General features: G+C 67.3%; 13 protein-coding genes and 3 pseudogenes. 6 read left to right on the forward strand and 10 right to left on the reverse strand.

Annotation, left to right across the window (positions count from 1 at the left end; translation table 11 throughout):
• Positions 1-41: 41 nt before the first annotated feature.
• Positions 42-902 (reverse strand): polysaccharide deacetylase family protein, encoded by an 861-nt coding sequence (locus ACG83_RS14915; protein WP_054566821.1) that lies wholly within the window; start codon positions 900-902, stop codon positions 42-44.
• 335 nt (positions 903-1,237) lie between these two features.
• Here ACG83_RS14915 and ACG83_RS14920 point away from each other — a divergent pair, with 335 nt between their 5' ends.
• The 4 genes from ACG83_RS14920 to ACG83_RS14935 all read left to right on the forward strand — a co-directional run bounded on the left by ACG83_RS14920 (position 1,238) and on the right by ACG83_RS14935 (position 4,142).
• Positions 1,238-2,515, forward strand: coding sequence for a YncE family protein (locus ACG83_RS14920; protein ID WP_054567241.1), 1,278 nt, complete (start codon positions 1,238-1,240; stop codon positions 2,513-2,515).
• A 226-nt stretch (positions 2,516-2,741) separates the two neighbouring features.
• Positions 2,742-3,101, forward strand: coding sequence for a type II toxin-antitoxin system PemK/MazF family toxin (locus ACG83_RS14925; protein ID WP_054566822.1), 360 nt, complete (start codon positions 2,742-2,744; stop codon positions 3,099-3,101).
• A 466-nt stretch (positions 3,102-3,567) separates the two neighbouring features.
• Complete coding sequence (locus tag ACG83_RS14930) at positions 3,568-3,765, forward strand: ribbon-helix-helix protein, CopG family (RefSeq protein ID WP_006541402.1); 198 nt, start codon at positions 3,568-3,570, stop codon at positions 3,763-3,765.
• On the forward strand, positions 3,762-4,142 hold the full coding sequence (locus ACG83_RS14935) for a type II toxin-antitoxin system death-on-curing family toxin (protein WP_054566823.1): 381 nt from the start codon (positions 3,762-3,764) through the stop codon (positions 4,140-4,142). Before ACG83_RS14930 ends, ACG83_RS14935 begins: the two co-directional genes overlap by 4 nt.
• 190 nt (positions 4,143-4,332) lie before the next feature.
• Here the strand turns inward: ACG83_RS14935 and ACG83_RS45400 are convergent, their stop codons facing one another.
• Positions 4,333-4,506, reverse strand: a complete 174-nt coding sequence (locus tag ACG83_RS45400) for a hypothetical protein (protein WP_161934760.1) — start codon at positions 4,504-4,506, stop codon at positions 4,333-4,335.
• Positions 4,507-4,750: 244 nt separating this feature from the next.
• Here ACG83_RS45400 and ACG83_RS14940 point away from each other — a divergent pair, with 244 nt between their 5' ends.
• The gene (locus ACG83_RS14940) at positions 4,751-5,140 is read left to right on the forward strand and encodes a VOC family protein (protein WP_054566824.1); all 390 of its coding nucleotides are present in this window, start codon (positions 4,751-4,753) and stop codon (positions 5,138-5,140) included.
• A gap of 40 nt (positions 5,141-5,180) precedes the next feature.
• Here ACG83_RS14940 and ACG83_RS14945 read toward each other — a convergent pair whose 3' ends face one another.
• The 6 genes and pseudogenes from ACG83_RS14945 to ACG83_RS14970 form a co-directional block, all read right to left on the reverse strand.
• Complete coding sequence (locus tag ACG83_RS14945; protein WP_054566825.1) at positions 5,181-6,098, reverse strand: hypothetical protein; 918 nt, start codon at positions 6,096-6,098, stop codon at positions 5,181-5,183.
• Positions 6,088-6,558, reverse strand: a complete 471-nt coding sequence (locus ACG83_RS14950; protein WP_054566826.1) for a nuclear transport factor 2 family protein — start codon at positions 6,556-6,558, stop codon at positions 6,088-6,090. Before ACG83_RS14950 ends, ACG83_RS14945 begins: the two co-directional genes overlap by 11 nt.
• A gap of 60 nt (positions 6,559-6,618) precedes the next feature.
• Positions 6,619-7,335 carry a CoA transferase gene (locus tag ACG83_RS14955; protein ID WP_054566827.1) on the reverse strand — a complete coding sequence of 239 codons (717 nt, stop codon included), beginning with the start codon at positions 7,333-7,335 and terminating at the stop codon, positions 6,619-6,621.
• A gap of 103 nt (positions 7,336-7,438) precedes the next feature.
• Positions 7,439-8,539, reverse strand: coding sequence for a phosphotransferase (locus ACG83_RS14960; protein ID WP_054566828.1), 1,101 nt, complete (start codon positions 8,537-8,539; stop codon positions 7,439-7,441).
• Positions 8,540-8,923: 384 nt separating this feature from the next.
• Positions 8,924-9,334: pseudogene (locus ACG83_RS47945) on the reverse strand (type II toxin-antitoxin system VapC family toxin).
• Positions 9,331-9,555 carry a hypothetical protein gene (locus ACG83_RS14970; RefSeq protein ID WP_054566829.1) on the reverse strand — a complete coding sequence of 75 codons (225 nt, stop codon included), beginning with the start codon at positions 9,553-9,555 and terminating at the stop codon, positions 9,331-9,333. Before ACG83_RS14970 ends, ACG83_RS47945 begins: the two are co-directional and overlap by 4 nt.
• Before the next feature lie 642 nt (positions 9,556-10,197).
• Between ACG83_RS14970 and ACG83_RS44200 the strand changes: the two genes are divergently transcribed.
• Positions 10,198-11,652 carry a hypothetical protein gene (locus ACG83_RS44200; RefSeq protein ID WP_152991389.1) on the forward strand — a complete coding sequence of 485 codons (1,455 nt, stop codon included), beginning with the start codon at positions 10,198-10,200 and terminating at the stop codon, positions 11,650-11,652.
• A 276-nt stretch (positions 11,653-11,928) separates the two neighbouring features.
• Here ACG83_RS44200 and ACG83_RS46690 read toward each other — a convergent pair.
• A pseudogene (locus ACG83_RS46690) lies at positions 11,929-12,131 on the reverse strand (transposase); the annotation flags it as partial.
• Between the two features lie 181 nt (positions 12,132-12,312).
• Positions 12,313-12,363 (reverse strand): annotated as a pseudogene (locus ACG83_RS46695) (hypothetical protein); the annotation flags it as partial.
• Positions 12,364-13,521 lie beyond the last annotated feature (1,158 nt).

Here is a 13,521-nt window from a genome sequence, read left to right on the forward strand (position 1 = left end):
CCCGGAGGCTGGCTGGTTTGAGGGAAGTGCGTTGCGTCGGGTCAGATGAGGAGGTCGTGTACCCGGACCGGGGTGAGGCCGGCTGTGCGTAGGTTCGCGACGATTCTGGGAAACGCGCTGACGGTGCCCGGGTACCCGAAGTGCATGCTCACGATCGAGCCCGGCCTGGTGTCGGCGCGGATGCGGGCGACGACGGCGTCGGCTCCCGGGGAGGTGTAGTCGAGCGGGTCGACGTCGAAGTCGACGACCGTGCGGTAACCGGCGGCGCCGGCCTCGGCGAGGATCAGCGGGGTGGCGGTGCTCGTGCCGGAAGGCCGGAAGTAGCGGCCCTGGGTCGGGGCGAGCCGGGCGAGGACGTCCCGGCAGCCGGCGATCTCGGTGGCCACCTGATCGGCGGGCAGCGCGGTCAGCGTCGGGTGGGTGAGGGTGTGGTTCGCCAGTTCATGACCGGCCGCCAGGATCGTCGGGACGAGATCGCGATGGCCGTCCAGCCACTGGCCGACCGCGAACACCGTGATCGGCACGGAGAGCTGGGCGGCGTCGGCGAGCAGCTGGTGGGCCAGTGCGAGATCCTGGCCGGCCTCGTGCGGACCGAGATGGAAGGTGAGCGCGACCCGGGGCCGGTCCCGCGGGCCGTGGGTGATCGCAGTCGCGGGCCCTCCCGGCACCAGCCCCGGGCCGGTCAGGTCCGACGCCGCGGAGGGTGCCGCCGTGCCGGCCTCCGCGGTGCCGAAGGCCGCGGTGGAAGCCTGCGGGGCGGGCGACGGTGAAGCTGACGCCGCCGGTTGCGGCCGTCCGCCGGCACAGGCCGCGAGGCCGCCGGCGGCGGCTGTGGCCGCCGCGGCGCCGGATGCGGCCAGGAAGCGGCGGCGGGAGAGGCCGTGGTCGCATATCTCGGTCATAGCGGAGGCTGCTCGACGTGGCCCGCGGTCATCGGGTGCGACGGTAGCCGGGAAAATCCGGTCCGGTTCCTGGCCACAGTCGGTGTTCCCTTCCGTAAGTCCCGAAGGCGTCCGGCTTCGCTCGCCGAATCCGTCCCCAGTATTCCGTGGCGGGATGTGAGAGCTATGAGACGGGCGAGGAATCGAGGCACATCCACCTCCACTCCCCCGGCCGAAATGGGAGTGCCTGAGCCCAGCGCATCCGGCGTGGCTAGGCTGACCCCGTGCCGGACCGAGCCTCCTCCCATCGTCGGCGAACAACGAACAGATTTCGCCGTTGGGATCCGAGGGTGTTGTTGTTGACGGTGACGCTGGTCGTCGCGGTACTCGCCCTTGGTCTCTACCTGGCCACCGATATCGGGCGTGGCTCGAATGCGCAGGCCACCGCCGTCAGAGCCACCGCCGATGCCACTGCCGGCGCCTCGCACCCAGGGATGTCGCACCCGGGGACGGGCGGTCCGGCGAGCCCCTCCGGTGCCGCCGGTGGCGGTGGCGTCCCGGCTGTCGACGTCTACTCCCAGGCCCGCGCGGGGATGCTGAGCCCGGCCGTGCGCGACGACCCGCCGCTGGTCTACGTGCCGAACCTGCGCGACGGCACGGTCACCGTGATCGACCAGCGCACCCTGCGGGTGGCGGAGAGCTACCGCACCGGCCGTGCGCCGCAGCACGTCGTCCCGTCCTGGGATCTGCGGACCCTGTGGGTGAACAACAACCAGGGCAACAGCCTGTCGCCGATCGACCCGCGCACCGGGCGGCTGTCCGGGCCCGCGGTGCCCGTCGCCGACCCGTACAACCTGTACTTCACGCCCGACGGGGCCAACGCGATGGTCATCGCGGAGGCGAACCACGAAATCGACTTCCGTGATCCGCACACGTTCGCGCTGCGGCACAGCCTCGATGTGGGCAGCGACTGCGCGGGCGTGAACCATGTCGACTTCTCCGTCGACGGTTCCTACGCGATCGCCACCTGTGAGTTCGCCGGCCGGCTCGTCAAGATCGACCTCGCCCACCAGAGCGTCCTCGGCTACCTCGACCTCGGCCGGGAGGCGGCACCGCAGGACATCAAGATCGACCCGGCCGGCGGGGTCTGGTACGTCGCCGACATGAACTCCGACGGAGTCCACCTCATCGACGGGGACAACTTCACCAAGGTCGGTTTCGTGCACACCGGGCCGGAGACCCACGGGCTCTACCCGAGCCGCGACGGCCGGTTCCTCTACGTCGCCAACCGCGGCGGGCAGATGCAGTCGATGAAACCGCCGTTCCCGCACGCCGGAACACAGGGCTCGGTCTCGGTCATCTCCTTCGCCACCCGCGCGGTGGTGGCCAACTGGCCGATCCCCGGCGGGGGAACCCCGGACATGGGCAACGTCAACGCCGACGGCACCCGCCTGTGGCTCGCCGGCCGGCGCAGCGATGTCGTCTACGTGTTCGACACCGGCGGCGGGAACGGCGCGGATCCGACCACCGGCAGGCTCCTCACCGAGATCCCCGTCGGGCACGAACCGCACGGCCTCACGGTCTGGCCGCAACCCGGGCGCTATTCCCTGGGCCACACCGGAATCATGCGCTGATCCCGCGCCCACCGGGCAGCTCGTCCCGGCGACGGCGGTCCGTGCTCAACGGAGGGGGCGGGCCGGACCGCGGGTGAGTCCCATCGGAGCTGGGAGTTTCGGCGACCGGACGATCGTTGTAGTGATGTGATGGCAGTCGGTGAGGGAGATCCGGGCGTGGCTGACGACCGATGCGTGCTCTGCGCGGTCGTGCGGGGTGCGCCCGCCGTCCCGTGTAGGAGGACACATGGAACGCGGCGAAGTCTGGTGGGTGGACTTCGATGAGCGGCGACCGGTCGTTCTGCTCTCGGGAGAGGAGCCCGGTGGGTTCCGGGCCATACAGGTCGTCGCTCCAGCGAACATCGAGATCAGCGGCGTGGCTGTCGAGGTGGCAGTAGGCGCCCCCGAGGGACTGCCCCTGGGCGGTGTCCTGCGAGTCGCGCTCCCACGCCCAGGCCTCGTTCCTTGCACATGGCTGGTCACCCTGACCAGGGCAGACCTGATCGAGAAGGCCGGAAGCCTGTCGCCCGCGAAGCTCGGCGAGCTCGACGAAGCTTTTCGTCTCAGTGGCCTGGAGCAGGTGGACGCTGCGGGAGCCGATGGTTGATGCTCGTAGAGCCGATGGCAGGTCGCTACGGGTCCATTGGTCGCGGAGGTCGTCGATCCAGCGCCAGAGGGGCTCGACGGAACATCAGCCGACACACGCCGATCAACTTCTCAGACCCACCGGGACTTCTCAGACCACTTCTCGGCTCCCACGGAGCTTCTCATGATCCCTAGGGAACGGACAGTTAGTCGGCCTCGGCGTGCCTCTGACCGCGATCCTGACGCCTGGTAACTCTTTATTCACCGTGGAGTGGGACTGTCCACGCGCTCGCAGGTCCGCCAGTCAGCGTTCGATCTGTGCCCGGTGGACGTCACGTCCGCCGGACACGTCGCCCGTCCACGCGAAGATCCGGCGGTCCGGCTACGCAGGCGACGTGAACGCCAGGAGGATCGGATAGGAACCGGTCGCCGCGACCACGGTACGGGTCCGGCGACGGTATCAATGGTGATACCGTTGGGTGGTGGCGATGACACTGCGCTTGACGGATGACGAGGCAGAGGCTCTGCGTCTGCGTTCGGAGTTGGAACAGCGGTCGATGCAGGAGATCGCCCGGGAGGCGATCCGGGAGTACATCGAGGCGCACAGCCGGGCGGAGTTGCTGGATCAGGTGCTGGACGAGGAGCTTCCGCGGTATGCGGAGGCGCTCCGTCGGCTTGGCGAATGATCTATCTGACGCTTCGCGAACTGCTGTACATCGCCGAGCGGGCCATCGGCTCCGAACCGGTGGTCAGGGACCATGGCCTGCTCGAATCCGCTCTCGCGCGCCCACGGGCGACGGTGTTCGGCCGTGACGCCTATCCCACCCTCGACGGCAAGGTCGCCGCGCTCCTGCATTCGCTGGCTCGTAACGATGCCCTCGTCGATGGGAACAAGCGGCTCGCTCTTGCCGGTCTGATCGCTTTCTACGGTGTCAACGGCCGCCGCCTGACGCTGACCAACGATGAGGCCTACGACCTCGTCGTGAGTGTCGCCTCCGGCGCCCAGGACTCCGTCGAGGACATCGCCGGGATCCTTGAAGGGGCGACCCGGAGTCGTCGGTGAGGACCTGGACATGTCTTGTCGCATCGGGCTCTGCTCCTGCCCGCATCGACGACGAGGGCCGCATCCAAAACGTGACGACACTGCCCATGGCCGTCGCGTACACCAGCGTGCCTACCCTGGGGTTCCTCGGTCCGCTCTGGTGGCCAATGGCCGCTGTGATCAGTGGCGTACGGCGGGCCCTCTTCTGCCGTCAGTCGTCAGTGCCGTGCGCGAACTCGTTCTCGCAGATCACGACTTTGATCGCGAGCTTGGGTGCACCCAACCAGCACCGCAGTCCGTCATCCACCACCACGGCGATCAAGGCATGACTTGTCAGTTGACTGTCAAGTATTGACTTGCCGGTCGGCTGGTGGATAACAATCAACGCACATCACCGCGAGGAGGCGTTGACGTGCCGCGAGCAATCGTGTTCAACGGTGACGGCGCACCGGCCTGGGCGGACCGCCGCGTGCCTGGGCAGGGTGCGGTCCGCGCGTCGCTGCGGGTCACCTGAAGGCCGAGGACGCCACGGCGGCCCGCCCGCGCCGCCGTGGCGACGTGAACACGACCAGCTGGTCGTCCCCAGCGGCATTTTCCGAGCCATCGGTCGAGATTTTCGGAGGAATGGAATGGCGGTAGCGCGAGTCGAGGTGGGCCTCGTCAGCGCCGACGATGCGCTGGCGACCTTCTACGCCACGGTCTTCGAGCTCGAGCAGCTCCCGGTGATCAAGTCGGAGACAGGCGTCGTCCATCGCCTCCAGGCACCCGGCACAGCCATCAAGGTGATGGTTCCTGTACAGCCACCGGCCGCCGCCGACCCGCCCTCGCTCTTCGTCGGCGCGACCGGCATTCAGTACCTCACCCTTTATGTTGACGACCTGGACAAGATTCTTGCGTGTGTGCCCGATGCCGGAGGCCATCTGCTGCAGGGCCCCCTTACCTTCGGCCCGGGCATACGCGTCGCGGTCTTTCGTGACCCGGACGGCAACGCCTTCGAGGTCGTCGAGGGTGCTTCCTAGCGATTCACGCCAAGGGCCGTCCGCTCGCCGACGTCCGGGCTCACCGCCGCAGCGCCCGGACATCAGCGAGCGGGAAGAACTCCTGGTTCTCGCCCCATCCCCGCTGGTCGTCCCAGTGCCAGTCAGTGAGGGTCCAGTAGGCGAGACGGCCTGGCCAGCCGAACCACCGCAGGAACGTGCGGACCTCACCCGCGGCACGCAGCTCCCGGCCGTGCTCGTCAACGGCCTCCAGCTCGACGCGGGCCGGGGCGTCGCCGCGCCGTTCGACCACCCGCCGGGTACCGCTCACGAGGTCACCCACGACCCCGTCCCGGAACAGGTAGCCGTCCCGGACGATCTCGACCCCGGGCCGGTCGGTCGCGCCAGTGATCGCGTGCCAGTGCGCATCGGGGGACGCGATCGCCCACAGGTAGTCGCCGGCCCGGGTGGCGCCCGGCCGGTGCGGCCCCCAGGTACGGTCCCGCAGCGCGAAGCAGTCGACGTCGAGGCGCTCCCCGTGCAGCACCAGGGATCCGGTACACCGGCCGGGCTGGTCGAAGTGGCGGGCGCCGCTCACGATCGACGTGGGATCCTCACGGAGCTCGTGCGGCGCCATCAGCGCCGACCATTCGAGGTCGAGCTCCAGCCCGAGGTTCGCGTACGACAGCCGGTAACGCCGCATCGGGTCGAGGACCTCGTGTCGCAGGCTGTTCGGCAGTTCGAGCTTGCGGAGATCGGCGTTCTCCATCGTGGGCTGGAGCCACCGCCAGTCGTAGAAAAGGCAGTCGTAGGTCTCCGCGCCGCTGGGGTCCCAGACAGCCGGCCCTCCGCCGGGGACACCGGTGCGGGGATCGAAGAAGAAATAGACGAACCCGATCAGGTTCCGTTCGGGGACTGAGAAATGGAACCAGACGCTTTCCCGCCAGTACGGATCTGCGTCGTTGCGGTGGAACGCCTCGTCGCTGACGTCAAGAGTCACCGTTTACTCCCGGGTGTGCTTCGCCCGGCCATGTGATGTCCAGGCGCAGTCGGGTGAGGGTCAGCGTGGCGATTCGCCATCGGCCCTTCTCCCACCGGTACGTCTCGTGGTAATGGCCCCGACCCAGAATGCTCTTCCAGCCCTCACGCGGATGTCTGTCCGCCCACTCGATGACGTCCTGCATGGCCCAGATGCCGGTGGCGTGCCGCTCGTCGACAACCTCGACCTCGCCGGTGAGGCCCTGATGGCAGGAGACGGCGTCGGTCAGACTGGACCGGAGGCTGGCCGCGTAGTTCGCGCCGCCCTTCATCCAGACGTCCCCATTTGGGGTGATGACCTGCATGTCCGCCGTGAAGACCGTCGCCAGATCGTCCCAGAGCTTCGAGTCCATGTAGCGGAAGTAGCGGGCCTTGAGGTTGCGGATCTCCTCGATTGCTTCCAGCCGGTCGAGCCGGTCCATACACGCCTCATCTCCCCGCGGGCGGTGATCCTGCCGGATATCGGTGCTGGGGCCCATCGGCTATCCCTTCACGGTGCCCGAGGCGACCAGGGCGGCGCGGGCGTCCGCGTCGAAACCGATGTCGTCGAGTACCTCGGCGGTGTGCTGTCCCAGCCCGGGGATGCCGGGGCGCCCCGCGGGACGTGCGGCCGGCCCGATACCGAACGGGCAGCCGGGCGTTTCGGTGCGTCCGCGGGCGCCCCAGTCGTAGCTGGCGATCCGGCCGCTCTGCCGGGCGATGGGGTCGTCGAGGACGCGGGCGACAAGCCGCACCCGGTCGACCTCCTCGACGAGCTCGGCGGGCACGCCGGCGGCGTGCAGCCGGCGCACCCACGCGCCGGCCGGCTCGGTGCGGAACACCTCCTCCAGGAGGATCTCGGCTTCCTGAGGCTCGCCGCCCACCAGCCGCAGCGGCGGCGGGGACGTGGGCAGGCCGGGTGCGGCGGCCGTCCGCCGGAGGCGTTCCCAGGCGGCGTGGTCCGGCACCGCCAGGGCGAACCACTGCCCGTCTCGTGCCTGGTAGATGCGGTAGGCGGCGCCGTAGCCGGTCTGCTCGCCGTCCAGCACCGGCCCGCCGGCCACCGTGTCGCCCGTGACGTGGGCACCTGCCTTGAGTGCCAGGCCGGAGCCCAGCAGCGAGGTGGACACCGACTGCCCGGGCCCGGCCACGTCCGCGGTCCCGGCTCCGGGGGGCCGGAACCCCGGGTCGGGGCGGGTATGGGCGGTGCCGGTGTCCATGGCGGTACTCCATATTCTTCGTAGGAGCGTTTGAACCGGAACTTTCGAGTGTGCGTTCACTCTGTACGGGGGCCGTGCCGCGTCCGCGCCGGAGCGCCCGGGGTCAACGTTCGATGGCGGCCAGGGCCTGTTCGGCGTCCAGATCGACGAACGCGGCGGCGAAACGCTCGGCAAGAGCCGTCGACACCTCCCGTCTCTGATAGCCGTCGGTGCCGAGGGTCGACAGCCAGATCGTCAGCCCGTAGGAGGCGGATGCCCGGTAGCGGAGCCAGGCGTCATCCAGGGTCGGTCTGGTCTCCTCCGGGACGTCCAGTGCGGCGAGGTACTCCCGGAGGAGATCCGCCTCGGCGCGACGCCGGTCCTCGATCGTGAGCGAGCCCACCAGGAAGTAGCCGACGTCCTGCGGCCACGCGCCGCGGCGCAGGACCTGCCAGTCGAGGAAGCCCACCTCGTCGCCGGGAAGCACATAGGTGTTGCCGATGTGGGCGTCGGCATGCAGCAGTGTCACCGGCTCGCGGCCGAGCGTGGCGACGTAGCGCGCCCACAGGTCGACGTGGGCGTCACCGCCGCGCGCCGTCACCGCCGCGGGGAGGCTGCCGGCACCGCGTGCCAGGCCTGCGGGCGTATAGGTCCGCAGGCCGGCCTGGAAACCCTCGGTCGGCGCCCACGTCTGTACCCACGCGAGCCGTGGCTCGGTCGCCGCGGAGAACCCCCAGTACCGACTGTGCAGCCGGGCCAGCCCACGCAACCCGTTCGCGACCTGGTCCACCGTCATCGGGCGGGTCGAGTCCCGCGGATCGGCACCCCGCCCGGTCACATCCTCCATGATGATCACGTAGTCCAGCCCGGGACGATCGATGATCACCCGGTAGGAGCGTGGATGATCGACGGGGATCGGGACGCCCGAGGCGAACAGCTCCGGCTCGTTGAAGAGGTTGCCGTTGCGGGCGTGCACCTCCCGGTGCACGCCCTCGGCTTTCAGGAAGACCCGGCTCGGGCCGGAACCGGCGGAGTAGGTGAGGTCGAAGCGTGCCCGCCGGTTGGTGCCGTCGTCCTGCTCCACCAGGACCGCACTCTCGACCGCGGCACCCGGGCAGTTCTCGGCGATGGCGGCCGTGAACCATGCCGCAGTCGCCTCCGTCCAGCTGGCGGGCACCCGTAATCGGCTCGGCCCCTCCGGCGCGCCGACATCCACAGACGACATGAAGATGAAGTATGTATTCACTCATCTAGCAGGTCAACCGCACGGAACCGCCACTCATCAGGCTGTTCGTGCGCGCCGACTGCCCATGGCCGTCGCGCACACCGCGTGCCTGCCCTGGGGTTCCTCGGGCCGGCCTGGTGGCCGATGGCCGCTGTGACCAGTGGCGTCCGGTGCGGCCGTCTACCACCGTCAGGATCGGCGCGCGAACTCGTTCTCACGGCTCACGACCCTGATCGCGAGCTTGGGTGCACCCAACCAGCACTAATGCGAACCTGAACCTGCAGGTCAACGGCCCTGCTGTGTCTATCGAGCCCATCCACGCGAAGATCCGTAGGGTCGGCTACAGCGGCAACACGAACGCCAGGAAAGATGGCTGGCGGCCGGCTAAGGCAGCAGAGTGAAAGCGGGGACGTGGCTTGGACGGACCACGCTGAAGTGGCGGCGATCCAGCGTGGCGACGTGCACCGCCTGAAACTTCTCGGCGACCGCGACGACGAAGGCGTCGGCGGTGCCCAGCGGAAGACTCGCCTACCGTTCGACCAGAACGGCGGCCCGATGGGCGTCGGCAGGTGTGATGGGCACCAGCTCGTAGACACCGTCCGCCACGTCGCGCAGAAAGTCGGCCTCGGCCTTCGCTCCGGCCCGGCTGAAGAGCATGTAGCCGATCTCGGAGAGGAGCGGGGCCGGTAGCAGAAGTGGCCCGGGAAAGTTCTGGAGCAGGTCGACGCACTGCCGGTGGTGGTCGTCCTTGCGGTTGGCGACCGCCACCACGGGGCCGGTGTCGACGACGATCACGCGCTGCGGCGGTCCTTGTCGCTCCAGGCCTCGCGCATGATCTCCTTGGCGCGCTCGCCGAGATCTGGCTCGCCGTCGAAGACGGCCGTCGTACGGAACTGACGACGGGGGCGCTCTCCGCGCTCCACCGCCGCCCATTGCCGCAGGAGCTCCACAGCCTCGGGTAGTCGGTCCTCCGGCAGCGCGTCAAGCAGCCGGTGTGCTTCCTCGCGCACGCTCATCAGCCAGTGTAAGAGCCCTGCCTGCGTCCGGCCCTGCCACCGGCGTGGTCTCCATCCCGGGAAGCCCGACGTCTCGTTCCGGCCCGGCGGTCGCAGGCATCCACACGCCCCGGCGGCTCCCGACCCGCACCAGCGCTCCGGCCGGAAAGTCCGATCTCGCGAGGGCGTGGCGGAACCGAACCTGAACCTCCAGGTCATCCCTGATCGGGCCCTTCGTGTGACCCTCTTCCGGCTGTCGGGGCCGCGCGCGCGAACCCGTTCTTGCAGGTCAGAGGCTTGATCGCGCTGTTGGGTGCACCCAACCAGCATTATTAATGCGAACCTAAACTGCAGGTCAACGGCCCGACCGTGTCCGTCGAACGCGCCCATGCGAAGGTCCGACAGGCCGGTTACAGGGGCAAGCCGAACGCCAGGAAGATCGGATAGGCATTGACTGGGGCGCGGCCCTGCGGCGACGGTGAGGAGCACGAACCGGCCATCGGACAAATCGCTCCGCACGCCGGGCTGAAACTGTTAAATAGCTGCTCCTCCGGTCGAAAAGTGTGCATGATGAGGCTTGTCGGGTCGATCAGCGTTCGATGGGTGCGTCCGGCCGCGCCCGTTGCTACTGCGACATGCCGATGGGACTGGCGGGGTGGGGCGATGTTCGACGAGATGATGGCATCAATTTCCTGGGTGCTGACGACTGCCGGCTGCAGGGAGGAAGCTTCCCTCGTCGAACGGCTGGGATCCGCTGCGAATGCCCATAGTGCAGAGATCAACCAACTCTATGAACGGGCAGGACTTGGCGGTCTTGCGGAACTTGCCGACGGATTGCGTACCCAAGGACGACTTACGGATCAAAATGCCATTAGGATGCGCACATTATGGCGTGATATGCAGGGTGAACTGGAAAGCTTTTCTGTCCGACCCATGACCCTGTCGGAATCGGCACGTGCGAATGTCGCAGCCCTTCACGGCTTCGGTGTTCTTACTGTCACCCGTAGTGGAGATATAACATTCTTCCTCCACCCTAGCGTATCTGTTGCAAATCTCGGAAGGCTGTGGCGGTTGAGTCCGAAAGAGGCTGTAAAACATCTTCAACAGGTTGCCTCTATCAGGGGTGAACCGCTCTCAGCCCGGCAGGCTCAAGATCTCTACGACTTCCATGTCAGGGATCTCGGCGAGCGCATGCAAAGGGCGTTCACTGGCCTAGCGAAAGAATGGACGCGACCATCCAGGCGCGTAGAGATCGACCTACTGCCAACCGCGGCCGACTTTTATTCGGCTGGTACTGAACACTATCGGATTCCTCCTCTGTCGGGGCATCCTTTTACGGTATTCGCAACCACGCCGGGACTTTTTCTGCCGGAGGAGCGTCACGGCCCGGCATTCTTTCGGGAGACGCTGGGGCGGCCGGACTTGGCGGATGTAATGCCAGAAAACAGTGCGCGCGCCCCCTACTTCTCCGCCCTTTTGGAGAGAGCAAAAAAACGACCACGTGTCTATCATTTTGAGTTGACCCGTGCCCGTGCTCAGTATAGTGCCACGATCGCCCGGCTCGCAGACGCAGAGCGCGACCTCTATGACCGGCACGCCTTTGATTTGGTGCGCCCCCTCCTTGCTGATCCTAAGTTTGGCATCGTTGGCATTGAACGTCTACCGGTGGAATTTGATCACCTCACTTTGGGAAATGGCCGAAGCGCGGTGCTGTCGACCCGCTCTGACGGCAAAATAGGGCGGGGGATGTGGATCCGCTCCGTAGATCAATCGACGATGCGTGAAGCGCTGCATACATTGGATATTAGTGGCGGCATCGAGGGGGCGGTTACGGCCACACTCGCTTACTTCTTTGCCGGCGGCGATACCTCGCTCGCGCCCGATCTTGAACGGGTAGCCCTTACTTTGTTCTACGCGCCGATTATGTACATTCTTGTCAAGCGTGCATTTTGGCGGCCGAGAACGGCGAAGCAGGCGTTCGAAGATTTTTCAACAAGGCTGCAGGCGCAGCCGATGGAGGTGGAGGCCAAAGTTTTCAAGAAAATCGGATCTAGTCAACCAGTGCAGGAGGTGCGATCCATCCACGATCTTCTTGGCGAGCCTCGGCCTATACCGTAGCGGTCACTTGTTCGAAGGATTTTTGGTTCTGTTGTGTCGCTGCGGGTCTGCAAAGGTGCTCCGTGGCGGGATTTCTCGTTACGGCACGGGCTGTGGTAGACGGTCTAGCCTCGATCTTTCGTCTGGTGGCTGGGTCGGTTTGTTGGGTGACCTCCCCTCGTTTTTGATGTTGAGTTGTGCCGTCGAGGTGTGACGGGATGGCCTACTGTCGCGCGGGCTGGGCGCCGGTCCACGGCCGAGGTGGGTGCGGGTTCGTCCGGGCGGTCGGGGCTTACCCGGGGGCGGGGGATGATGGGCGGCCAGGTGCATCATGGTGCTGCCGGCGTGGTGGGCGACGCGTCCGGCGATGGTGAACAGCCGGTGCCGCAGGCGTTTCGGTTCCCACCGGCGCGGCATGGCCGGCCAGGGCGAGTATCTGGGCCCAGGCGAGCAGGTCCTGGGCCCAATGCCACGACGGCGTACGAAACCCCGTTCTGGGTGGACATCGGGCAGGTTCGCCAGGTAGACGCGCACGATGTCGCTCGGGACATCCGTAGCCGGCGTCCCGGGTTCGCTGCGGGGTTCGGGGACGGTTCCCGGTTTCTCGGCAAGGTCGATGCGTCCGCGGGGGAGGTCGACGCCGTCGGCGATGCGCTCGAAGATCTCCAGGGTCGTGACCTGACGGCGGCCGTTCATGATGTTGCTGACGTGGGACTGCGGGAGTCCGCACACGGCGGCTATCTGGGTCTGGGTCGCACCGGTCCACTGGCGCTAGATCTTGAAGACGGTGCCGATGTCGCGGCGGGCGAGTGCATCGGCCATCTCGGGCCGGTCCCAGAGTCCCGGAGGGGCTGGGGTAACGGGCGGCGGACGGACACCATGGCGGGCCCCGGACGTAGGTACGCGCCCGGTGATCGGGTGAACAGACGTCCCAGTTCGTCCGTGTTTCCTCGATCGCGGGGGAGAGCCGCGGGCCCACGGGATCCGGACAATTACCAGCTGTCTGCGCTGTCACGGGGCTCACCGCGACTGTCTACCGAGGCGAAAAGCGCTGTGGCACAGGGGTTTGTGCACCCAACCAGCATTAATGCGAACCTAAACTTGCAGGTCAACGGCCCAACCGTGTCCGTCGAACCCGCCTACGCGAAGATCCGTCGGGCCGGCTACGCCGGCAACACGAATGCGAGGAAGATCGGATAGGGGTCGACCGATGCGGCCATGCCTCACTCGAAGATCCTGGACTCAAGGTAGTACGCAGGCCGACTAGCCACGTTGAACACCTGGCTGCCCTGGGCAGTGATACTGGCGTCTCAAGAATCGCGCCCCGCTGGTCCACCATGCTCCGTAGCTGGCGTCTGACCTTGGTTAATAGATAAGCTTGTCAAGCGGCGCAACTGCCCATGTCTCGTAGGTGCAGGCTGCCGGGTTCGAGGGCGCGGTTCGTAGAGTGCCAGGTTCTCCGGTGGCCCGACCGTAACTGTGACTTTCCACGGTTGACGATCCTGGTCCGCAGGTCCCAGTAATCACCGACCGACCCTATCGACCCCGAGTCTCGCCAACGCCGCGCACCGACCTCATCCTCCCGACGGGCGAGTCAGAGGCCGGAGGAGTGGTGTTGCTGACCGGCCTGGGTCACGAGGTGGACCTGAAGGACTTGGACCGCGTAGCCAATGGGAGCCGCCCAGTCTGCTCGACCGCACGCTGGCCCGGCTTGCCCGGTACCGACGCATAGCGGCGTCCCGCGCCCGGTGACGGGCTGCGGATAGTGCGGACCTGCTGGACTTCGCAGAGGCGCGTCGGCTCACCGACGCCTGACCCGTTCCCCGCGTTCCCGTCAGATCCGGCCGCCCAGGCCGAGGCGCTCATGCTGGTTTTGCGGGTGCCTGCTCC

Source organism: Frankia sp. R43 (assembly GCF_001306465.1).
Classification (GTDB): domain Bacteria; phylum Actinomycetota; class Actinomycetes; order Frankiales; family Frankiaceae; genus Parafrankia; species Parafrankia irregularis.